This is a genomic window from Chitinophaga cymbidii, assembly GCF_007992715.1.
Taxonomy (GTDB): domain Bacteria; phylum Bacteroidota; class Bacteroidia; order Chitinophagales; family Chitinophagaceae; genus Chitinophaga; species Chitinophaga cymbidii.
In genome coordinates this window covers 78,118-100,259 of the sequence record NZ_BKAU01000004.1, presented here as the reverse complement: position 1 = coordinate 100,259, position 22,142 = coordinate 78,118, and the positions used below count along the sequence as shown (strand labels likewise).

The following is a 22,142-nucleotide window of genomic DNA, read 5'->3' as shown; positions in this document are numbered from 1 at the left end:
GCATGAAACCGATGAAAAAATTACATGCACTTTATATACTGGGCCTGTGCAGCATCCTTTCTGTCTCCTGCGAGAAGAAGTTCCTGGACAAGGCCCCCGGTGTGGACGTTACGGAAAACACCATGTTCTCTTCGCAAACAGAACTGGAAATGTATGTGGCCAGCCTTTACCGGCACGGCATCCATCACGGCTTTCCGACGGAAGACAGAAGTCTTACCAACGCCGCAACGTACGATATTTCCGCCGGCGCTACGGACGAGGTGGAATACGCAGTAGGCTGGATGACCTCCCAGCGCTGGAACAACGCCAGCATCACCGCCAGCGACATCGTGAACCTGGAAGATTACCGGTTTTTTCTTCGGTGGACGGCGATCCGCATGGCCAATATCATCATGGAAAGACTGGATGAAGTGCCGAACCTCACGGCCGTTTACCGCGACCAGGTATATGGTGAGGCCAGGTTCATCCGCGCGCTGAATTATTTCGAGATGGTGAAACGCTACGGCGGCGTGCCTATTGCGGATAAAAGGTTTCAGCTGACGGACGATCTTGCCATCGGCAGGAACACGCTGGAAGAATGCATCAACTTCATTGTGAGCGATGCAACCGACGCAGCGGCCAAGCTGCCGCCCAGCTATCCGAGCAATATGCGCGGCCGCGCCACCAAAGGCGCCGCGCTTATGCTGAAAGCCAGAACGCTGCTGTACGCCGCGAGCCCGCTTTTCAATGCCGCCCAGCCTTATCTCAACTTTGGCGACAAGAACAACCTGATCTGTTACGGCAACTTCGACAAGGAACGCTGGAAGCTGGCGGCGGATGCCGCCAAAGCGGTGATCGACCAGGCGCCCTCCGCAGGCACCCGCCTGATCACGGACCGGGGCGTGACCGCGAATTACAAATACCAATGGACGACGAACGACAACCCGGAGATCATCCTCGCCGCCAAAATATACGGTCTTCGTAACAACTGGGAAATTCCCTGGGCTACCATGAAACCGAACACCCTCACCCACTCCGGATGGGGCGGCGCCATGGTGACCATGAACTTCATCCGGAAATACGAAAAGAAAGACGGCACCCCGCAAACCTGGCCCGAAGCCGGCGGCAACAACCTCTTCGAGAAGTACGACGAGCTGGACCCGCGCTTCAAGCAAACGGTGGCCTATCACAACTCCTACTGGAACCGGGAAGACCCGCAGTTCAACTGCATGAACAGCGCCCTCGGCCACTGGATGCACAAGCTGATCCCCGAGGAGCTGCATAACGGCGCGGCGCAGATCCCCAACTGGCAGATATTCCGGCTGGCGGAGGCATATCTCAACTACGCGGAGGCGCTGAATGAATATTACGATGTACCGCCTTCCGACGCATACGAAGCGGTGAACGTGATCCGCCGCCGCTCCGGCATGCCGGACCTTCCGGACAATCTTTCCAAAGATGCATTCCGTGCGCGGGTGCGGAATGAAAGAGCGGTGGAGCTGGCTTTTGAAGATCACCGTTTCTGGGACATCCGCCGCTGGATGATCGCGGAGGAGAACGGCGTGATGCGGGGGGATTTCTGGGGACTGAAGCTGGCCGCCATACCCAACAGCACGGAGATCAGATTTACGCCCTTCATTTTCGAGCAGCGCACTTTCCTGCGCAAGATGTACCTGCACCCCTTCATACTGTCTGAAGTGAACAAAGGCCACATCGCTCAAAACCCCGGCTGGTAAATGTATTCGTCTATCGTAAAAAGCATCACATGAAATCAAACATATATCATCGCTTTACAGGACGGGCCGGAAAACGGTTCATCGCCGCGGCCCTCGCTTGCGCCACGGGATGGAACGCTTCCGCGCAGGCCGTCCGCACCGATTCCTCCGGCACTACGGAGATCGCCTACGGCGTACAACCCGCGTGGATGGTGACCGGCGCCGTTTCCACCGTGCAGGGCGCCGGGCTGAAGAAAACGTTTAACACCAATCTCGGCAACACGCTCTACGGACGCCTGCCGGGACTGACCGTACAGGCGGGCAGCAGCGAGAACGGCGTGAACACGCCCGGCATGGTGATCAGGGGCGTAGGCACCTTCGGCGCCGCGGATACCAAAATACTGGTACTGGTGGATGGATTTGAAAGCACCTTCGCACAGCTGGTGCCGGATGAGATCGCCACCATCACCATCCTGAAAGACGCCGCCGCCACCGCGCTTTACGGCAGCAGAGGGGCCAATGGCGTTATGCTGGTGACCACGAAGAAAGGCGTGCAGGGCCCGCTGAAAGTAGGGTTCGGCGTGCAGTTCGGGTTTAACAAACCGGTGGGCCTGCCCAAAAACCTGCGGGCATACGACTACGCCACGCTGTACAACGAAGCATTGCAGAACGACGGCAAGGCGCCCATGTACAGCAACACCGCGCTCGAAGCTTACCGCAGCGGCAACGATCCCTACTTCCACCCGGATGTGAACTGGTACGACCAGATACTCCGCAAGGCGGCGCCCCAGAGCAACTACAACCTGACCTTCAACGGCGGCAATGAAACGGTGCGCTATTTCGTGGCGCTGAATGCGCTGACCAGCCAGGGCCTGCTGATCAAAGCGGGCGACCAGGAAGAGGAAAGCAGTAACGCCAAATTCCAGCGTTACAACTTCCGCTCGAATATAGACATCAACATCACCAAAAAGCTCACCGCCGCCATCCGGCTCGGCGGTACCGTAGAAGACAAGGCCAATCCGGCAGGCAATACCACCGCTTCGCTCTTCGGGCTGGCGGCTTCCATTCCTTCGAATGCTTTCCCGGTTTATTTACCGGACGGCAGCTTCGGCGGCAATGCGCTCTACGCTAATCCCCTCGGGAATGTGCTGCAAACAGGTTCCTACACCTCCAACGGCAGGACCTTGCAGGGATCGTTGAAGCTCACGCAGCAGCTGGATTTTATCACCGAAGGATTGAGCATATCCGGCGCGCTGGCGCTCAACACCTGGTTTACCAGCTATTCCAACAAAACGAAACAATACGAACGTTTTTCCATCTCCCGCAACGGCGCGGGCGATACGGTGATCACCCGCTTCGGCCAGAAAACCTCGCTGGCGGGTGATGAAAGCCGCTCGGACCAGTGGCGCAACTATGCGCTGCAGGGCTTCCTGAATTATGACCGCAGCTTTGGCGTACACAACGTTTCCGCGATGCTGATGTATAACCAGGACAGCTACAATATCACCGGCGGCAACCTGCCGTACAAGCACGTCAACGGCGGTGCGCGCGTGACCTATGCATACGACGAGCGGTACATCGGTGAAGTGAACATGTCTTACATGGGCTCCGAAAATTTCCCGAAAGGAAAACGCTTCGGATACTTCCCCGCCGTGTCCGCCGGATGGATCGCCTCCAATGAAAATTTCCTGGAAGACAATCGGGTGATCAGCTTCCTGAAGCTGCGCGCATCTTACGGCCTCACCGGCAATGACCTGATCGGCGGCCCGCGCTTTATGTTCGACCAGCTGTTCCCCTTCGGCGCATCGCCCTACTTCGGCACCGGCAATAACAGCACCGGCGGCCTTTCCGAAGGCACGCCCGCCAATCCCGATGTGACCTGGGAAAAGGAAACGAAGATGAACATCGGCCTGGAAGCTACTTTCATCGACCGCCTTACGTTCCAGCTGGATGTATTCAAAAACAAACGCAAACACATCCTGGCGCAGCCTTTCTTCACGGTTCCGCAGTATGTGGGGGTAGACCTTCCCTTCCTCAACGTGGGCAAGGTGGACAACAAAGGGCTGGAAGCCGTCATCGGCTACCGCAACGCGCCGGATGCAGGGGTACAATGGTTTGTGGAAGGCAATGCGGCATACGCCAAAAACAAGATCGTGTATAACGCGGAAGCTGTGCAGGAGGACACATACCTCTACCTCACCGGGCAACCGGTAGGCCAGCCTTTCGGCCTCGAAGCCATCGGCTTCTTCCGCGACCAGGCGGACATTGATGCCAGTCCACGCCAGATCTTCACCACCGTACAGGCGGGTGATATCAAATACAAAGATCAGAACGGCGATAACATCATCGATCAGAATGATGCCTTCCCGATCGGCAAAACCTACCTCCCTACGCTTAACTACGGCCTGCATGCCGGCGTGCAGTACAAGGGTTTTGACCTGGACGTATTCTTCCAGGGCGTGAGCGGCAACAGCGTTTCACTCGGCAACCAGTTCTTCGCTTTCCAGAACAACGGCAACGCGCCGGAAATGGCCAAAGGCCGGTGGACGCAGGCGACCGCATCGTCCGCCACCTATCCGCGGCTGTCTTCCGAGAACAACCTGAACAACTACCGGTATTCCTCCTTCTGGCAACGTAACGGCGGCTATCTCAAGTTGCGGAGCCTGGAGCTGGGCTATTCGCTGCCGCAACGGACCATTGCCAAAGTGAAGCTGAACAGCGCGAGGGTATTCCTCAACGGCAACAACCTGTTCTCGATAGATGATATCGAAGGGGATCTTGATCCCGAAACGCTGACGATCGGCTATCCCGCGCTGCGCACATTTTCCGTGGGCTTCAGGATAGAGTTATAACATTTAAAACATTACGGATGAAACACAATATTCTACTATCCGGTGTGGCGGCGCTCTTCCTGCTGAGCGGCTGTGAGAAGCTGGACCGTGAAGTGCTTACGAACATCACGGAAAAACAGGTGACGGAATCCTACCAATATACCGGTTACAGGCAGGCGGCCCTTTACACGGAGCTGCCGGAGGGCTTTTTGCAGGTGGACAGGGCCATGATGGCTTCCGCCACCGATGAAGCGGAATACACGCGCGAAAACGGCACCGTGCAGAAATTCAATAACGGCTCCTGGAATACCTACGATAACCCGGACAATGCATGGGGCAAATATTACAAAGCTATCCGGAAGGTGAACCAGTTCCTGGTGTCGTCTGACAGCATCAACCTGGACACCTACCGCCTCAGCGATGACCCGTCCGACCAGCAGATCTACCAAACACGCTCCGCGGAGATCGTGCGTTGGAAACTGGAAGCAAGGTTCCTCCGGGCGTTCTTTTATTTTGAACTGGTGAAGCGCTACGGCGGCGTTCCCATCTTCACAGCCGAGCTTGGCGTGCAGGATAATTTTGCGGACGTGGAACGGAATACGTTGCAGGAGTGCATTGATTTTATCGTAAAGGAATGCGATGAAACGGCGGTGGGGCTGCCGCCCAAATACGGCGATGCGGACCTGGGCAGGGCCACCAAAGGCGCGGCCCTTGCATTGAAAAGCCGCGCGCTGCTTTATGCCGCCAGCGATCTCTTTAATGATCCTTCCTGGGCCGGCGGATACGGCAATCCCGAACTGATATCTGTCACCGGCAACCGCAGGGACAAATGGGAAGCCGCGGCCAACGCGGCCAAAGCCGTACTGGAAATAGCGGAGGCCGGTTACTGGATACACTGGGAATACCGCCCGCTTTTCAATACGTACAACTCTCCCGAGATCATCCTCACGCGCAGGAACGGGCCAAGCAACGAGTTCGAAAAAGCGAACTTTCCCATCGGCTTCGACCTGGGAGAAAGTGGCAACACGCCTTCGCAGAACCTGGTGGATGCGTATGAAATGACGGACGGAACACCCTTCAACTGGAACAATCCCGCGCATGCCGCCGATCCTTACGCCAACCGCGATCCGCGCCTTGGCCTCAGCATCATCACCAACAACACCTGGTTCTATAACCGCAATGTGGAGCTGTGGACGGGCGGCCGCGATGGTAACGGCATTCCGCTGGCCAGCAAAACAGGTTACTACCTGAAAAAATACCTGGGCGAAAATACGGACCTGCTGCAGAACAGGACCAGCGTGCATAGCTGGATACTGATCCGCGTGGCGGAAATATTCCTCAACTACGCGGAAGCCCTGAATGAATACGATCCGGGCAATCCTGACATTGCCACCTACGTCAACTACGTGCGCGGCCGCACCACCATCGGCATGCCGCCCCTGCCTGCCGGCCTTACGCAGGCCCAGATGCGGGAACGGATACGCAATGAGCGGCGTGTGGAGTTTGCGTTTGAGGATCACCGCGCATGGGACGTGCGCCGCTGGATGCAGGGACCGCAATATTTCGGTACGCCGCTGCGCGGCGTGAACATCACCCGCAACACGGACGGCACATTTGCATACGCGCCGGTGATCGTGGAACAACGGGTGTTTGAACCGAAAATGTACCTCTATCCCATCCCGCAGGGAGAATTGTTCATCTCGCCAAAACTTGTGCAGAACCCGTTATGGTAAACTTTAAAATGCAAGCAATGAGAAATATCTGTAAACTGGCGCTGCTCTGCGGGCTCCTGGCGGGCGCGGCGTCCTGCAAATATGAAGAGATCGTGGAGGCCAGCTATCTCGACCAGAAGGTATACTTCCCCGCGGCAAGAGAAGGCCGCTTCGTGATCAACAGCGTTGCCGAACCCGGCAAGCCGTACCGCTACGAATATGTTGCGGGCAGCGGCCGGCTGAACGTTCCGCTCAGCGTTTTCCGCGGCGCCGTGAGAAATACAGGCAACATCGATGTGAACATCCAGGTGGATAATGATACGATCAACGGCCTGATCACCGACGGCACGCTGCAGAACACGGAGCTGCTGCCCGCACATCAGTATGATATGCCGGACTTCCTGCAGATCGCCAACGGCCAGGAGCTGGCGCCGTTCGCCGTGAGCATCAATCTCGATTACCTGCTCGCCAATGCCGGCAAGCCCAAGGCGCTCTGCCTGCGGATCAGCGGCAGCAGCGTGAGCACTAACCCGGCAATGGACAAGCTGATACTCATTATCGATCCCGCGATACTATTGCCAACAGCGGCTTTCCAGCACACAGCAGTAGACGGCGATCCGAAGAAAATTCGCTTTTCCGGTCAGGCTACACACGCGCTGACATACAGCTGGGATTTCGGGGACGGCGGTACTTCCACCGAACGGAGCCCTGAACATACCTACACCGCCGCGGGTGATTACGACGTAACGCTGACGGTGGAAGGGATCACCGGCGAAGCGCAACGGAGCACCATCACGCAAACCATTACCATATTATGAGAGTAGTCACTGTTTTATGCACGCTGTCGCTCGGCATGCTGGCCTGCAACCAGCAGCCGGCGCGGCAGCACAACGCCTACCCGGATAACATCTTCACGTATATGGAAGGCGCACAGACCCGCTGGAGCAGCCCGGAAAACATCAACGCCGAAAAAGGGAAAGGCGCTACCGCCAACCACGGCGCAAAAGGCCATCCGTACGACAGCATCAACAGCGGGGCGTCTAAAGTGCTGCTGGACGTGCAGGGCCAGGGGATCATCAACCGCATCTGGATCACGATCAACGACCGCTCCCCGGAAATGCTGCGCTCGCTGAAGCTAGAAATGTACTGGGACAATGAAACCAAACCCGCTGTCACCGCCCCGCTGGGAGATTTCTTCGGCGTGGGCCTCGGACGGATGGCTACGTTTGAAAATGCGCTGTTCGCCAGTCCGGAAGGCCGTTCTTTTCTCTGCTACATTCCCATGCCCTTCCGCAAAGCGGCGAAGATCGTGGTAACGAACGAATCCGGTAAAAAGCTCAGCCACATTTTTTTCGATGTGAACTTTCAGCTCCTGGAACACTGGGACGAGCGGTTCATGTATTTCCATGCGTACTGGCACCGCGATACGGCCACTACCGTAGGGAAAGATTTTGAACTGTTACCAGCGGTGAAAGGGAAAGGCCGTTTCCTTGGCGTGAGCATTGGCGTGAATGCGAACCCTGCCTATAACATGACCTGGTGGGGCGAAGGAGAAGTGAAAATGTTCCTCGATGGCGATAAGGATCTGCCTACACTGGCGGGAACGGGTACGGAAGACTATATCGGCACCGCCTGGTCACAGGGCTGGTTCTGCAACCGGTATTCCGGTTGTCTTGTTGACGACTGGCCGAACAAACAATGGGCGTTCTACCGTTTTCATATACCCGACCCCGTATTTTTTGCGCAGGATTGCCGGGTGACCATCCAGCAGATCGGGGGTGATTTTAAAAAGAACGTGCTGCCGATACAACAGGCCGGGAAAGCGAAGCTGATACCAGTAACCATCGGCGGTGATTACGCGAAATCGAATCTTTTGTTCAGCAAAGACAGCGTGGTATCGCTGGATGATCCGTCTTTACCCGAAGGCTGGACGAACTTCTATCGTTCCGACGATGTGTCCGCCACCGCATACTTTTATCTTGCCACTCCTTCGAGCAACCTTCCGGCATTGCAGTCATCCGCCATTCGTACGACGCAATTAAGAAGTAAATCAGAAGGATAGACCCCGCAGCAACGGAGCCTGCCGGCTGGCGGGCTTCGTTTTGCTGTAAAGTATATAAAAGCCGGGCGCTTGCCCGGCTTTTATAGCATCTAGTACTCCTGCTGCGTTCCTCCTGCTTTCCGGCAGGTCAGGATCGCTCTTTTTATCACTTTTCCTTTGATTAAAGTGCTGCTATCTCCCGGTATGTTTGTTATTTCACAAAAACATACCGCTGATTCCTGGTTCTCGGGATTGCTGAAACAAATGCCGCCCTCATCCTCACTTTGTTCGAGGCGAAGCACTCCGCCATCATCGGTGGATAATACAACATTGAAGATCCGGTCACCGCGTTTGGTAAACTGGATGCGAGCCCTTTCTTCCGGAATCCTGATCGTATTCTGACCATCGGTCACTTCCGCGGTAACTTCTATCACCGCCGGCGTTTCTCTTTGCGCGAACAGGCTTACACTTGTCAGCAACAATGCAAAAGAGAAGATTACTTTTTTCATGAGGTTTGTTTTGAAATGAATGAATTTGATTACAGCACAAATATCGAAATGCAGCGCGCAGAAAGTGGGGCGGATTAACGAATGCGCCGGTTGAGTTAATAGTTCGATATTTTTCTCAGGGGAGTTTCACTTTGAACAAGGTATAGGGCAGTTCGGTTTTGTCCACACCATTGTTCCACTGCGGATCACGCTGCAATTGCGCACAGGAAAGATAGAGATAACCGTCAGCCCCGATGCCGAAGGAATCCGGCCAGAGCAGGCGGGCGTCCTGCACGAGGGTGTGTACCTTTCCGTCAGGACTTAAATATTTAATGCTGTAGTCAGTGGATGTGCTCAGCAGGATATTTCCTTTCCGATCCGCTTCCAGCCCATGCGTAACGCCTACTTCGCTCATCTCTTCCACTTTAGCGGCCAGCTCCTGTTCACTGATGGATGCATCGGCCAGGTATTTTGTAGCGATGCGGTAGATGTTACGTTTGTTGATGGGCTTATAATAGAAATAGCGGTTGTCTTTCGTGAGCGCGATACCATTCACGTTGGAAACGAAAGGCTTTCCGGCGGCGTTGCGCATCTGTTTGCCATCATAAGTGAGAATGACGCTGGTATCGGCCTGTGTTGATGAATGATGACGCAGTACGGTGCGTGTTTTGCCGGTTTGCAAATTCAGCACCACGATGGCGGCCGCTCCCGGATCGGACAGATAGGCGAGTTGTTTTTCGGTATCCACGCGCACATCGTTGAGGCCGGAATGTGTTTTATCCAGATCATCAAAGGTGTAGATCTTTTCCACCTTGTTGCCCGCGAGATTTATTTTGTACAGCTTGAATGGCCGCGGGTCCAGTACCCACAGGTTATCCGCCGCATCCACAAACAGGTCCTGCACGCTTACAAATTGTTTGCTGATGGCTTCGTCCGGGAAGGGAACTGCCTTGCCCTTGATGATCTCCGTCAGGCCGTATTGATTATCCTTGCCGGGAGCCGGGAAAGACACGAACACGCGGTTACCGGAAGAAACACCTACGCCGATGGCGCGGGAGCTGCCGAATTCTGCTACCGGAATGAGATGGTTGCTATGTTGCTGGGCATGCATGGTCACGGATGATAATAGCGCCAGTATGGCAAGGACGGGTGTTTTCATAGTCACCATTTGAATAAAGTTAGGGGTTTTGCAGCACATCACTCACCGGCCCCGTGCCCTGTATCACTTCGATCAGTTCCGGTTTTTCCCGCTTCTCGCGGTTGAACACCCTGTTGACGATCAGGAGGCCCAGCAGCATGCAGACCGCGCCTAACAGGAAGTGTATGCCGGGGAAATGGAATGGAGCGGATGGCGAGGTGAAATAGGCGAAGGAGCCGTTCATGAGCAGCGGCCCGAAAATGGTTGTCAGGCTCATGAGGCTGGTCAGCGAACCTTGCAGCTCGCCCTGCTGGTTAGGCAATACATGTCCGGATATAACAGATTGCAAAGAGGGACCGGATATCCCGCCCAGGCAATACGGAATCAGGAAAGCGAACATCATCCAGCTTTTTGTGGCGAAGGCGAAGAGCACCATCGCCACTACATATAGTCCAAGCCCGAGGTAAATGCTTTTCTCGTTACCGATGCGGGGATTCACCACGCGGGTAAGCCCTGCCTGCACCCCGCCTACCAGCACACCTACCACGGCCAGCGAATAACCGACCATTTCCTCGCTCCAGTTGAACCGGTAGATGGTAAAGAAGTTCCAGTTGCCCTGCACGGCCTGTGCGCCGAGGTATATCAGGAAGAAGCTGAAAGCCAGCCCGCCTATCTCGGGATGCTTTTTCAGGAACAACAGGGAGCCTATAGGATTGGCGCGGCGCCATTCAAAAGACCGGCGGTTCTCCTTGCCCAATGATTCCGGCAAGATGAAATAGCCGTAGAGGCAGTTCAGCAGGCACAGCCCGGCCGCGGCGTAGAATGGCGCGCGGATGCCGAACTTCGCGAGCAGTCCGCCGAGGGCGGGACCGAGCACAAAGCCAAGCCCGAAAGCGGCGCCGATCATCCCGAAGTTCTTCGCGCGGGTAGTTTCGTCCGTACTTACATCAGCAATGTAAGCGGTGGCGGTGGTAAAGCTCGCGCCCGTAATGCCGGCGATGATCCTGCCGAGAAACAGCCAGCCGTAAGTCGGGGCCAGCGCCAGGATGATATAATCGATCCCGAAACCCAGCAACGAAAGTAAAAGCACCGGGCGGCGGCCAAACCGGTCGCTGAGGTTGCCGATCACCGGGGCGCACACGAACTGCATGATGGCGAATGTGGACAGCAGATACGCGCCGTACGTGCTGGCCTCATTCACCGGGATGCCTTTCAGCTCCGCAATGAGGTCCGCCATCACGGGGATGATCAGCCCCCACCCCATCACGTCGATCAATAATGTTACGAAAATAAAGCCTAAGGCTGCTTTTTTGGAAGTCTGCATATGGTTTCCCTTCAATTTTGGGAAGGCAAACTTACGCTGGAAACTTCAATATTACAGCGTGCAATTGGGACAATTTCCGGGGCCGATTTTGACAACGCTGCCGGTTATTTTCTCCACCGGATATCTACCGTTACTCCTTCCGGGCTGTTATCGAACTGCAAAAAACAGGTGCGGGACTTCGCGTCCCAGGTGGATGCGGCGGGCGTTATCCGCTGGCCGTCATGCCCCGTGAGCACCGTTTCTTCCGGTTCCGCCGGCAGCTGGATGCGCATGGCGTTGATGGTGCGGGCGGGACTTTTGACAACGAAGCGGTAGTGCCCCGCGCTTCTTTCCTCCTGGTACACCCGCGCGGCGGCGGCCAGTACTTTAGGCGTGCCCGGCTCCGGCACTCTCGGGATGTTCAGCAGCAGGGCCTGCGCTCCGGGGGCTACGGACTTGCTGTCCAGCACCGGCAATGCCGGATCGAACAGGTCGATCACGGGGCCTTTGACCACGTACGGCGCCTGGTCTGTGCTTTCATCCATTACGGCTACAATGTCATAAGGCCCTCTCGCCACGTAGAGGCTGTTTTTCATCGTCAGTGTTCCGGCGTTTCCCTCGTAGGCTTTTTTCACCACCTCCACATAATCCGCGGCGCCGCCCGCTTCCATCACGAACGTCTTCGGATCGCGGCGGATGATATACACTTTTCCCTTTCCTACGCGGGAGAGACTGCTTTCCCCTTTAATGCCCAGCTGGCGGAACAGGTGCTCAGACGGCGCTTTGAAGGTATTGCCTTTGGTGTTCCACCATTCCTGCACGGACTGGTAAGGATCATCATCGCGGCCGCAATAGATCAGCACGCCCCCTTTTTTCACCCAGTCTGAAAGGTGCCGGTGCACGTCGGGGCTCATCGGTTTCATGTTGGAATAGCTCATCACCAGCACTTTGATGTCTTTCAGCGTGGGGGCAAAGGACAGGTTTTCCATATGCACGGTTTGCACGGGAATGCCCAGCTTCAGCAGCGGCAGCGTTTGGCCGTAGAAGTTAGAGAACTGCGGATCTTCGTAACCCTGGTGGGTGGGGAACCGCTGGAACATCATGGAATTGCCCATCAGCACCCCGATGCCGTTTACGCCGGACACGCGGCTCTCTGATACCGGCATGCTGTTCAGCGCGTTGATCATCACCTGCATCTGGGTGGAATAGTATTTCGGGATGAGGATGCTGGAATCGCTGTCCGGCAGCTTGTACGGGCGCGTGTAGATGCGTTCCGGCCAGGGCATCACTTCATAGTTGGCCACCATCGGGTACAGCAGCTTGGCGGTGAAAGTAGCTTCGTAGTTGCGTTTGTAATCGCCCCAGTCCCGCGGCCAGTCTTCGATCGGATCGGTCAGCAGGAATATTTTGCGACCCGTTGGCGCCGTCATTGAGATCATCGATCCGTATTCCAGAAATGCATTTTCAAACACCCGCTCTTTGCGTACCGCGTTATAAAAGGTGGGTTCGCGGGAGGTGCCGGTCCAGACCTGCGCAATATATCCGTCAATGCTGGGAAGCGATGCCAGGCTTGCTTCCGGGCTCACGATCCGCCAGGAGGAATAGTTCACCAGTGAATGCGTGGGGATATACACCTTTACGTCCATCCCCTTTTGTTTACCATATGCCTTCGCGTAGGTGGATACTTCTTTAATAGCGTTGAAATAGAGATGATATTTCAACTTGCTGGACAGATAGGTGTTTTCCGGCGACGTATGCTGCGGCTGCCAGGGCGCGCCGTAATAACGCTGCCATTCTTTTTTGAACGCCCCGCTGTACCCCGCCCGCGCCCAGAATTCCGGCTCTTCCAGGTGAATATGGCTGATGCCCGCGTCGATCACCTTTTTAACGACCGCTTCTTTCATGTAGGCAATGAAGCTGCTGTCCGGCACCACATACGGCACATTCCGGCCATGCCAGATCGTATCACCGTCCCGCTCCACCTGTCCGATGCCGAAATGGTTCTTGCCGTCCCATTTGCCGGTAAAGAAATCCGCGTACTGCCCCCAGGCGATGCCGGTCATAAAATGCGTCTGGTACCCGCGTTCCCGCCACGACCGCACGCGCTGCTCAAACGTCATTCCGCGGCGGTCGTTCGCGCCGTAGACGATAGCAATATCGGCCCGGACATCTATTTCCGGTATCCAGGGACTACTGGTCTGGAATGCTGTTTTTTGCTGCGCGGATGCGATCGCGGGAAAGCAGAGGTAACAGGCAATGGTGATGGCTTTTTTTATCATGGTATAATAATGGGTTTGATGTCAGTATAATTATAATACTTTAATCCGTAATCTACTCTCGCGCCTACACGAAGATACCAGGTGCGTTTGCCCGGCAGCCTGTCTTTCGTGGTGATGGTGATCGTTTGCCCCAGCTGGGCGTTTCCGTCCGTACCATTGTAGTTCACCTGCGCGGAATATTTGTTGTCGTAATTATTGTTGCCCACGTAGGTATTCGGGCTCACGAACAGGAACACGTCGGTGATATTCTGATGGAAGCCTGTGTTGGCGGTGCCCCGCGTAAAACGTACCTGTATGCTCACCGTCTGGTCCGTGCTGTTGTAAACCGGTTCTCCCACCCATTCCACATTCAGGAACGGCTCTACTTCAAAGTCCACATTGGAAGTACCGGCAATATCCATCGTCTTCCGTTTATCCACCGTAATATTCCCCGATCCGTCGTACTGCACCAGCGGCACAAAGGGACCTTCCACGGAAATGCGGTAATTGCCTTTGAAGATCTTCGTGTTCCGGAAAGTGCCGTCCTGCATGGCGAAGAAATAGTACGGCGTGGGCGTATCGCTCCAGCTCAGCTCTTCCAGTACGAGGCGCATGCCCCTGTCTCCGGCTTCGGACTGTACATTCTTTTTGGAGGCGGCGTCCAGGATGTTGCCGGCGAGCGTTTCCGAGGGTTCGGGGTAGTCGTCATACTCCCTTGTGCAGGCGCTGGCCAGCAGTAAAATGAATAACGCGGTATGATAGATCGAATTTTTCATGGCTTGCTTTTTAATCATTAATAACCCGGATTCTGTATCAGGTTCTGGCTTTTGGATATCTCGCCACCGGGAATTTCCTGGTAATACCAGCGGGTGTCAAAGGTGTAGCGGGCGTTTCTTTCATCCGGACGCGCATCGAAGAACCATTTACCGGCCTGTGCCGCATAGAAAGGCATCAGCGTTCTGTACACCGTGCCGTTCTGTTCCTTGTCCAGGATGCGCCACCTTTTAAGGTCCCACCAGATCTTGTTCTCGAACGCCAGCTCTTTTCTGCGTTCGTTCCGCACGATGGTGATATCGTCCAGCGCGGCCGCGGAAGGCAGCAGACCGGCGCCCGCCCTTTCGCGTATTTCGTTGATGACGGTGAAGGCGTCCTGCAAATAGTTACCGCCCTGCCCTGCCAGGTGCAGCTCATAAGCGGCTTCCGCGCGGTTCAGCAGTACTTCCGCGTATCTCATTTCGATCCAGGTCTGGTCGGCGCGGTTTTCCAGCACTTCCGCCGTGGGTTTGTCCGGCACGAGGTATTTGCGTACTGAGAAACCGGATACGGCGCAGGTGCCGTCCGCCGTGAACACGCCGCTTCTGCCGGCGGGATTCATTTTATCTCCGTTGGGCAGCGTGTACGGCGTTTGCTGCGCGTTGGGGGAAGAAACGATGTTCGTGGACGGATAAGGAGCGGTGGAACCTTCAGGCAGCAAGCGGCTGATGCCGCCCGCTACGCTGCTGGTATAAATGCCGCGCCATATCTCGATGCTTTCATTCTTGAACATGTCGCCCGGCACGATCACGGTGGCGCGGAGGCGCGGCTCCGCATTGGCGAAGATATCGGGGAGGTTGTCGTACAGGATGTATTTGCCGGAAGCGTCCAGCGTCATGATGGTGCCGTCCGCGTTCTTGGGAAAGCCGTCGAACAGCTCCACGAGGTTCAGCGTAGGATTGACTTCCGACGAATAACCGTTGCCGCCCATCAGCTGGCGGGGCACGTTGTAAGCGTCGTAGCCGTGAACGGATTCAGGGTATTTGTAACCTTTGATGAGGATATTTTCCGGGCTGGATTCATCAAAAAAGAGATTGATGTAATTCTGCATCTGCGCTTCCTTATCGCCCGCCGCCCAGGTCTTTTTATAAAGGCTGTATTTGCCTTCGAGCAGCATGGCGGCATCGTGCGCGGCTTTAAAGTACGTATTGGCTTTTGCAGCGGGAATACCGCAAAGGCGGTTCTGGCTGCCGTCGAACAACTGCACCTGGTTATATTTTGCGATGGAGCCGGCGTACAGCATGGCGCGGGACTTGAAGGCCGCCGCCGCATATTTGTTCGCGCGGCCCAGTTCGCTCGTTTCTTTCATATTGTTGTATGCAAAATCGAGGTCCGCCGCAATGAAGTCGTACACCGCTTCTTCGGATGCGCGGGGCGTCTTTAGTTCCTCAATGCTTTGTTCCGGATAGTTGAGCACCTTGTCTACGATCGGCACCCCGCCGTATCTTTTCACAAGCGCCATGTAGGTGACGGCGCGAACGAAGCGCGCTTCCCCCAGCCAGTGGTTCACGTCCGCCTCCGGGAAGTTATTGGCATATTCCGGCAGCGTTTGCAGAAAATAATTGGCTTCCCGGATCAGCGGGTAAGCGCGTTCCCAGAAATTGAACTGCTCCGCGGTGGCGCTGGTGAGATCGCGGCTCAATGCTTCGCCGGTATTGGCGCTGGTGGGATTAATGATCCAGAAGTGATTGGTGCCCCTGGTGGGCGAATACCGGAAGTCTTCAAAAGGCAGCTCGCTGTAGCAGCGCGCCATGTATATTTTGATGCCGCCTTCCGTGGTGAAAACGTCCTTGTCCTGTATCACGTTCATGGGCGGTATGTCCAGGTCCGTGCAGGCGGCGAGGCCGATCATGCAGGCGATGGAAAGTTGCAATATCTTTTTCATCTGTTCAGTTTTTAATTTTTACAGGGCAGATGGAACCTTGCGGTTTCATAACACTAGAATTTAACGTTCAGGCCAACAGAGAAGGTACGGTTCAACGGATACAGGTAGCTGTACAAAGTGGCGGGATGCTCCGGGTCTACATACTTGATATCAGTAATGGTGATTAGGTTGTAGCCGTTCACGAACGCCCGCACGCCTTTCAGTCCTACCTTTCCCGCCAGTCTTTCCGATAAGGTATATCCGATCTCCGCGCTCTTCAGGCGGATGTACGATGCGTCCTGCACGTTGAAGGCGGAGTTTTCATCGGGCACCGTACCGGTGTAAGCGTACTTGCCCGGAACCCATACCGTGTTCGGATCATAAGGGTCCGCCGTAGGATCTGCGGGATGCCATCTGTCCAGGAACAACGCCAGGCCGCTGCCGCCGCCCCAGAGGGATTCGCGCAGCTGTTCATTGTAGCCGATGTTCACCATATTGGTGCCCTGTATCAGCAGGTTCAGGTCGATCCCTTTCCAGGAACCGCCGAGGGTAAGGCCGTAGTTGATAAGCGGAATGCCGTTGTAAGCGATGGGATGCACGTCCAGGTCGCTGATCATCCCGTCCCCGTTCCAGTCTTCATACGCATAATCGCCGGGGACGGTACCTCTGCCAACATAGGTGGGGCTCTTGATGATATCTTCATAAGAGGAAAACCGTCCGCCGGCGCCCAGCCCCCAGCGGGCATTGTTGAAGCGGTCGTTGGAATTCTGCCGCCAGTTCTCGTAGGAATTGCCGGCCTGTGAGCGTTCCACAAACCTGTTACGGGTACGGGTGTACGAATAGATCGCTTTCGCGTAGTAGGTGAACTCCCCGATCTTGTTCCCGTGGTTGATCTCTATATCGATGCCCTGCGAGCGGTCGCTGTTCAGGTTTTCCTGCGGCAGGTTGGCGCCTACCACGCCGGGCAGGCTTTGCGCGCGGGTGGTGAGCAGGCCGGTGCGGTCGCGGCGGAATATCTCCACGGTGGCGCCCAATAGTCCCCGCCATGCATCGATATCAATACCCACGTTCATGGTCTTTGCCACATACCAGGTGATGAAGGGATTGGGAATGCCCTTGCTTTGCAGGGAGTTGATGAACTCCCGGTCGAACACAGCGCCCGGCGGCAACTCGTTGTAGCTGCCCGAAGCGGGATAGGTGTAACCAGAAATGAACTGGTAAGCCACCGCGCCATCATCCCCCATTTCACCGTAAGACGCACGGAGCTTCAGGTTATTGATAAAGCCGAGCTTGCCAGAACCTTTCCAGAAGTCCTCTTCGGAAATGCGCCATCCGACTGAAATACCGGGAAAGAAACCGAACTGTTTATTTTCCGGGAACTTGGAAGATCCGTCCCGGCGGAAGCTGGCTTCCAGCAAATATTTCGACCGGAAGGCGTAGTTCAGCCTGCCTACCAGCGCGCGGTTCGCATTCCGGTACAGGTCGTTCAAATCGGAGGACATATTGCCCTGCTGATTGCTGCTGTTGCCCGCCATCAATTGATCTACGGCGAGGGACAGCTCGCGCAGCGCATAAAAGTTATCGCTGGAACGCACCTGGTTCTCATACAGCAGCAATGCGCTCACTTCGTGTTCCGTTCCGTTGAATTTCCGGTCGAACGTAGCGGACAGCTGGAAGAGGGTGTTCGGCCGTTCGAAATATTCGCGGCGGAGGCTGGACGGCGATTGTTGCGGCCTGGCGGTGTAGGTGTCGGACGCCGCGTCGTAGGTGTACTGGTTGTACTGCTGCTTGTATTCCTTGTAGGTGTAAGTATTGAAGTCGTAACTGTACATGCCTTTGAACTTCAGCCCGTCCAGGAACGGCGCCTGGTAGGTGGCGGATACGGAGGACTGGAACCAGCGGTTCATGAAGATCTTGTAACCGGCGATGGACTTGTCTGACATCGCTACCGGGTTGGTGCCGTCCACCGGCGTATGGGCGAGGTAGGCCGGGTTGTTGTTGGCATAGACCGGCTCCAGCGGGTTCTGCCGCCAGAAGGAACGGATGATCCACCAGGAATCCTGGTAAGGCTGGTTCTTCTGGTCGAGTATGGCGTTCATGCTGAGATCAACGGTGATATCGGAGGTTACCTTGCCGCTGATGTTGGAGCGCACGTTATACCGTTTGTAGTTGAGGTCCTTGCTTCTCAAAAACCCTTCCTGCTCCATGTATCCCAGGCTGAGGTAATAGTTCACGTTCTCGCCGCCGCCGGATGCGCTGAGGTTGTGCTGCATCTGCGGCACTACGTCCTTGATGGTGGGCGTATACCAGTCCGTGCTCACTTTGCTGCCGTTGCGGTAGGCTTCGAAATCAGCGTCGGTGTAGGCCAGGCGGCCGCCGTTCACATTGTGCATCAGCTTCTCGTTCACGAGCGTCATGTAGCCGATGGCGTCCAGCGAGCGGGGAAGGCCGGCGGGCGTTTGCCAGGTGTAGGTGCCGTTGTAGGTGAGGTTCCTGCCGGTCTTGCCTTTTTTTGTAGTGACGAGGATCACGCCGTTTGCCGCGCGTACACCGTACACGGCAGCGGATGCATCTTTTAACACGGAAATATTTTCAATGTCGTTCGGGTCGAGGCGGGCGATATTGTCGCGCGGAATACCGTCAATGATCATGAGCGGTGATCCGAGGCCGCGGATGTCGAAGTTATTATCGAACGAGCCCGGCTCACTGCTGTTCTGCACGATGCGCAGGCCCGGCACTTTGCCCGTGAGCATGTTCATCACGCTTTCGTTCTTGGTGGTAACGATCTCCGCGTTGTTGACGGCGGACACCGAGCCGGTGAGCGTTGCTTTTTTCTGCACGCCATATCCAACGACTACCAATGTGGAGAGCGATTTGTTCTCCACCGCCATTTTCACGTCAACGGTGGCTCTTTTCTGGATGGGTATCTCCTGTGATGCATAACCGATATAGGTGAACACGAGCGTTTCCGTTCCTTCGGGCACCGAGAGCACATAGCTGCCGTCTTCCCGGGTGGCGGTGCCTTTGGTGGTGCCTTTCACGGCAACGTTCACACCGGGCAGCGGCTCGTTATTTTCGCCGGTTACTTTTCCCTTCACCGAAAAGGCTTGCTGCACGGGGCCGCTGCGGGGCTTGATCACGATGGTGTTCTCGCGGATGGTATAATCCAGCGGCTGCCCCGCGAAGCACAGCCGCAGCACTTCCTCGAGTGTGGCGTCTTTCACCGAAATGCTGACCGGCCGGGCGGTGGCCAACTGCGCATCGTTGTACAACAACTTATAACCGCTCTGTCTTTTCAGCTCCTGCAACACCTGCTCAACAGGCGCGTCCGTGACGTTCAGGGTGATCTTTTGCGCGTAGGCCGATGCCTGCACCTGGATGAACGCGATAATGCATAATGCGAAGGTCAGTTTTCCATAAAGGAGGAACCGGTAGTGGTGGAACCGTTGCATAGATCTTGATTGCGGTGGTTTACAATAAATGGCATATAGTCGTTTAGCTTCGATTTAGCAGTCTTTCAGTGGTTTGTTCAGCGGTCGTTCAACAGTTTGTTCAACGGTTTATTTAGCGGGACACCCGCAGGGCGTCATTCGTCAGTTCAAACCGGACGCTTTCCGTCAGCTCCAGCATGCTGAGCACGCCGGAAACATTTTCGTAACGTGATATGGTCCCGGAAAATGTGAGGCCCGTCAGGTCTCCCTGGTACGCGGGTTTTACATCGTACCAACGGGCCAGCTTGCGTACAATACTGTGGATGTCTTCGTTATCAAAAATAAAATAGCCGTTCTTCCAGGCCACCGCGTCTTCTACGTTGGCCCGGCGGGTAGATATGGTGCTGCCTATCAGCGCCTGCATGCCCGGCTGCAACAAGCGCCGGCCGGCAGGGTTGCTGACGGCCACTTTGCCTTCCAGCAGGGTCACTTTGCTTTTTTCTTCATCGGGGTAGGCCATGATGTTGAAGTGGGTGCCCAGCACTTCCACGGTGTTGCCGTTAAAGTTGACCCTGAAGGGCCGGGATACATCTTTTGCCACTTCGAAATAGGCTTCCCCTGTAATTTCAACAACACGCTCGTTCCCCATGAACGACGAGGGAAACCGCAGGGAAGACGCGGCATTGAGCCATACGCCGGTGCCGTCTTCCAGCACGATCCGGTATTGCCCGCCGACGGGAGTGCTGAGGGTATGAAACTGTAACGGCGATGCGGAAACATCCTGGTTGAAAGCGAGGCAGCCACTGTCCAGCTTCACCGCCTGGATGCCGCCCTGGTTGTAGAGGGTGCCCACAGCGGCGCTGTCCAGCACGATCTGCCGGCCATTGCCGAGCGTGAGCACTGCTTTGTTGCCGCCAGGCAGACGGTCATTGCTTTTTACAGTTATTGCAGGTGGATGAACAGGCTTGCCGGATTGGAAATACCAGTAGCCTGATGTAATGATGAGCAGCACGGCCGCTGCGGCGGCGGTCAGACGCAATGCGCGGACGACGGGGCTTTTTCTGCCGATGCGCTTTTCGATGCCGGCGCGTATTTTTTTCTCATGCCGTGCAAAATCCTCCGCTACCTCCGGCGGTACTTCGAGCGGATGGCCGTCATCACGCGCAAGCCATTCCGCCAGTTCCCCGGCTTCTTCCGGGGAAATGGCGCCTGACAGCCGTTTCCGGGCCAGCTCCTGGTAGCGTTCGTTTGTGGAATTATTTTGCATCAGTCTTACGATCTGATACAAGGTCAATCGAAAAAGACCTTTCCCTGAACCGGGATAAAAAAAATTTCAGAACAGCGTCCACATCCTGGACATCAGCTGTCCCAATCCGCTCCGTAATATTTTCAGCGCGCGGCTGATATGGGTTTCCACTGTTTTTTCCGATACGTTCATGTGCCGCGCGATCTCCCGCTGGCTATAGCCTTCGCCCCGCAGGCGGTAGGCCAGGCGGCATTTCTCGGGTAGACCGGCCACCATTTTTTCCAGCCAGCCGCGCAGCTCTTCGAAGCCAAGCCATTCTTCGGTGGACTGGTCCCCGGCAGATAACCGTTGAGCATTGTGACGGCGGTATTCGTCCGCACGATGCTGCCGCGCGAGAAAATTCAGCATGCGGTACCGGACGGCCACCACAAGGTAACCGTCAAGCCCCTGCTGCACCGCCAGCGTTTCACGCCGCTGCCAGAGGTCCACGAATACGTCCTGCACGATACTCTCCGCCTCGGCAAGATCCCCGAGTTTCTTTCCCGCTAAGTAAAAAAGCTTATCCCAATACCTTCTGTAAATCTCCCGGAAAGCCTGATGATCACCTTCCTGTAATAACTGTAGCAGCGCGTGGTCGCCGTATGATTGTAGATCTTTGAGTCCCATCGACGTAAATATTAACCTAATAAAAACATCAGATATAAAGACTGTGCACTGCAAACATACTGCTAAATCGTTAATGCACGGGGAAAATATTGCGGCTATTTGAGGAATCCTGAAAGCCGGTACGGCGCGTTCGCTGCATATCATGACAGGTTTGTGATCCCCGTCAATTCAGTAATTTTGTTCGCATGGATGAACATAAGGAATACATGAAACGATGCCTTACGCTTTCCCAGAAAGCGTTGGACGAAGGGGAAAGCCCTGTAGGCTGTGTGATCGTAAAGGATGGAAAGATCATCGGTGAAGGGTACGAAAAGAGCCGCCAGTTGAAAGACGTTACCCGGCATGCCGAAACCGTAGCTATTCTCGATGCGCTGAAAAATACCACAGACCTCTCCGGCGCTGTGCTGTATTCCAATGTGGAGCCCTGCATCCTGTGCTCCTACGTGATCCGGCATCATAAGATATCGGAAGTGGTCTTTGCCAAAACAGCGGGCGAGCTGGGCGGCACCTGCGCGCCGTTTGATATCCTCACAAGCGCAACGTTCCTGTCCTGGGGGCCGCCGCCGAAAATAACGGTATACCCGCGGTCCTAAGCCCTGTCAAAATAAATTTGCGAAACCGAAAAGTTGCACATATATTCGCAACCGAACGATTTCA

15 protein-coding genes are annotated in these 22,142 nt (G+C 55.5%); 6 read left to right on the top strand and 9 right to left on the bottom strand.

What is annotated here, in order from left to right:
* Nucleotides 1-2: 2 nt before the first annotated feature.
* Genes CCY01nite_RS16750 through CCY01nite_RS16730 form a run of 5 tightly spaced genes read left to right on the top strand, consistent with a single transcriptional unit; the run spans nt 3 to nt 8,299 of the window.
* Nucleotides 3-1,715, top strand: coding sequence for a RagB/SusD family nutrient uptake outer membrane protein (locus CCY01nite_RS16750; RefSeq protein WP_222614423.1), 1,713 nt, complete (start codon nt 3-5; stop codon nt 1,713-1,715).
* Between the two features lie 29 nt (nt 1,716-1,744).
* Nucleotides 1,745-4,546, top strand: a complete 2,802-nt coding sequence (locus CCY01nite_RS16745; RefSeq protein WP_146864249.1) for a SusC/RagA family TonB-linked outer membrane protein — start codon at nt 1,745-1,747, stop codon at nt 4,544-4,546.
* Between the two features lie 17 nt (nt 4,547-4,563).
* Nucleotides 4,564-6,258: a RagB/SusD family nutrient uptake outer membrane protein gene (locus CCY01nite_RS16740; RefSeq protein WP_146864247.1), complete on the top strand. Its 1,695-nt coding sequence runs from the start codon at nt 4,564-4,566 to the stop codon at nt 6,256-6,258.
* Between the two features lie 17 nt (nt 6,259-6,275).
* Entirely contained in the window at nt 6,276-7,055 is a 780-nt protein-coding gene (locus CCY01nite_RS16735) for a PKD domain-containing protein (protein WP_186831106.1), read from the top strand.
* The gene (locus CCY01nite_RS16730; RefSeq protein ID WP_222614422.1) at nt 7,052-8,299 is read left to right on the top strand and encodes a glycoside hydrolase family 172 protein; all 1,248 of its coding nucleotides are present in this window, start codon (nt 7,052-7,054) and stop codon (nt 8,297-8,299) included. The genes CCY01nite_RS16735 and CCY01nite_RS16730 overlap by 4 nt, the downstream gene beginning before the upstream one ends.
* A gap of 89 nt (nt 8,300-8,388) precedes the next feature.
* Here the strand turns inward: CCY01nite_RS16730 and CCY01nite_RS16725 are convergent, their stop codons facing one another.
* The 9 genes from CCY01nite_RS16725 to CCY01nite_RS16685 form a co-directional block, all read right to left on the bottom strand.
* On the bottom strand, nt 8,389-8,787 hold the full coding sequence (locus CCY01nite_RS16725; RefSeq protein WP_146864243.1) for a hypothetical protein: 399 nt from the start codon (nt 8,785-8,787) through the stop codon (nt 8,389-8,391).
* A gap of 115 nt (nt 8,788-8,902) precedes the next feature.
* Nucleotides 8,903-9,925 (bottom strand): SMP-30/gluconolactonase/LRE family protein, encoded by a 1,023-nt coding sequence (locus tag CCY01nite_RS16720; protein WP_146864241.1) that lies wholly within the window; start codon nt 9,923-9,925, stop codon nt 8,903-8,905.
* Nucleotides 9,926-9,944: 19 nt separating this feature from the next.
* Nucleotides 9,945-11,228, bottom strand: coding sequence for a TCR/Tet family MFS transporter (locus CCY01nite_RS16715; protein WP_146864239.1), 1,284 nt, complete (start codon nt 11,226-11,228; stop codon nt 9,945-9,947).
* A 104-nt stretch (nt 11,229-11,332) separates the two neighbouring features.
* Entirely contained in the window at nt 11,333-13,486 is a 2,154-nt protein-coding gene (locus CCY01nite_RS16710) for a hypothetical protein (protein ID WP_146864237.1), read from the bottom strand.
* Complete coding sequence (locus tag CCY01nite_RS16705; RefSeq protein WP_186831105.1) at nt 13,483-14,241, bottom strand: DUF3823 domain-containing protein; 759 nt, start codon at nt 14,239-14,241, stop codon at nt 13,483-13,485. The genes CCY01nite_RS16710 and CCY01nite_RS16705 overlap by 4 nt, the downstream gene beginning before the upstream one ends.
* A 17-nt stretch (nt 14,242-14,258) precedes the next feature.
* The gene (locus CCY01nite_RS16700) at nt 14,259-16,163 is read right to left on the bottom strand and encodes a RagB/SusD family nutrient uptake outer membrane protein (protein WP_146864233.1); all 1,905 of its coding nucleotides are present in this window, start codon (nt 16,161-16,163) and stop codon (nt 14,259-14,261) included.
* 53 nt (nt 16,164-16,216) lie between these two features.
* Nucleotides 16,217-19,594, bottom strand: coding sequence for a TonB-dependent receptor (locus tag CCY01nite_RS16695; protein WP_146864231.1), 3,378 nt, complete (start codon nt 19,592-19,594; stop codon nt 16,217-16,219).
* A 112-nt stretch (nt 19,595-19,706) separates the two neighbouring features.
* Nucleotides 19,707-20,840: a FecR family protein gene (locus tag CCY01nite_RS16690; RefSeq protein ID WP_146864229.1), complete on the bottom strand. Its 1,134-nt coding sequence runs from the start codon at nt 20,838-20,840 to the stop codon at nt 19,707-19,709.
* 66 nt (nt 20,841-20,906) lie between these two features.
* The gene (locus CCY01nite_RS16685; RefSeq protein WP_186831104.1) at nt 20,907-21,485 is read right to left on the bottom strand and encodes an RNA polymerase sigma-70 factor; all 579 of its coding nucleotides are present in this window, start codon (nt 21,483-21,485) and stop codon (nt 20,907-20,909) included.
* A gap of 185 nt (nt 21,486-21,670) precedes the next feature.
* On the opposite strand from CCY01nite_RS16685, the gene CCY01nite_RS16680 reads away from it, so the two are divergent.
* A complete protein-coding gene (locus CCY01nite_RS16680) occupies nt 21,671-22,078 on the top strand; it encodes a nucleoside deaminase (protein WP_146864224.1) in 408 nt (135 codons plus the stop codon).
* Nucleotides 22,079-22,142: the final 64 nt, after the last annotated feature.

Excerpts from the sequence above, each read along its gene's own strand:
- CCY01nite_RS16750 (WP_222614423.1), top strand. The coding sequence starts at position 3 with ATGAAACCGATGAAAAAATTACATGCACTTTATATACTGGGCCTGTGC.
- CCY01nite_RS16745 (WP_146864249.1), top strand. The coding sequence starts at position 1,745 with ATGAAATCAAACATATATCATCGCTTTACAGGACGGGCCGGAAAACGG.
- CCY01nite_RS16740 (WP_146864247.1), top strand. The coding sequence starts at position 4,564 with ATGAAACACAATATTCTACTATCCGGTGTGGCGGCGCTCTTCCTGCTG.
- CCY01nite_RS16735 (WP_186831106.1), top strand. The coding sequence starts at position 6,276 with ATGAGAAATATCTGTAAACTGGCGCTGCTCTGCGGGCTCCTGGCGGGC.
- CCY01nite_RS16730 (WP_222614422.1), top strand. The coding sequence starts at position 7,052 with ATGAGAGTAGTCACTGTTTTATGCACGCTGTCGCTCGGCATGCTGGCC.
- CCY01nite_RS16725 (WP_146864243.1), bottom strand. The coding sequence starts at position 8,787 with ATGAAAAAAGTAATCTTCTCTTTTGCATTGTTGCTGACAAGTGTAAGC.
- CCY01nite_RS16720 (WP_146864241.1), bottom strand. The coding sequence starts at position 9,925 with ATGAAAACACCCGTCCTTGCCATACTGGCGCTATTATCATCCGTGACC.
- CCY01nite_RS16715 (WP_146864239.1), bottom strand. The coding sequence starts at position 11,228 with ATGCAGACTTCCAAAAAAGCAGCCTTAGGCTTTATTTTCGTAACATTA.
- CCY01nite_RS16710 (WP_146864237.1), bottom strand. The coding sequence starts at position 13,486 with ATGATAAAAAAAGCCATCACCATTGCCTGTTACCTCTGCTTTCCCGCG.
- CCY01nite_RS16705 (WP_186831105.1), bottom strand. The coding sequence starts at position 14,241 with ATGAAAAATTCGATCTATCATACCGCGTTATTCATTTTACTGCTGGCC.
- CCY01nite_RS16700 (WP_146864233.1), bottom strand. The coding sequence starts at position 16,163 with ATGAAAAAGATATTGCAACTTTCCATCGCCTGCATGATCGGCCTCGCC.
- CCY01nite_RS16695 (WP_146864231.1), bottom strand. The coding sequence starts at position 19,594 with ATGCAACGGTTCCACCACTACCGGTTCCTCCTTTATGGAAAACTGACC.
- CCY01nite_RS16690 (WP_146864229.1), bottom strand. The coding sequence starts at position 20,840 with ATGCAAAATAATTCCACAAACGAACGCTACCAGGAGCTGGCCCGGAAA.
- CCY01nite_RS16685 (WP_186831104.1), bottom strand. The coding sequence starts at position 21,485 with ATGGGACTCAAAGATCTACAATCATACGGCGACCACGCGCTGCTACAG.
- CCY01nite_RS16680 (WP_146864224.1), top strand. The coding sequence starts at position 21,671 with ATGGATGAACATAAGGAATACATGAAACGATGCCTTACGCTTTCCCAG.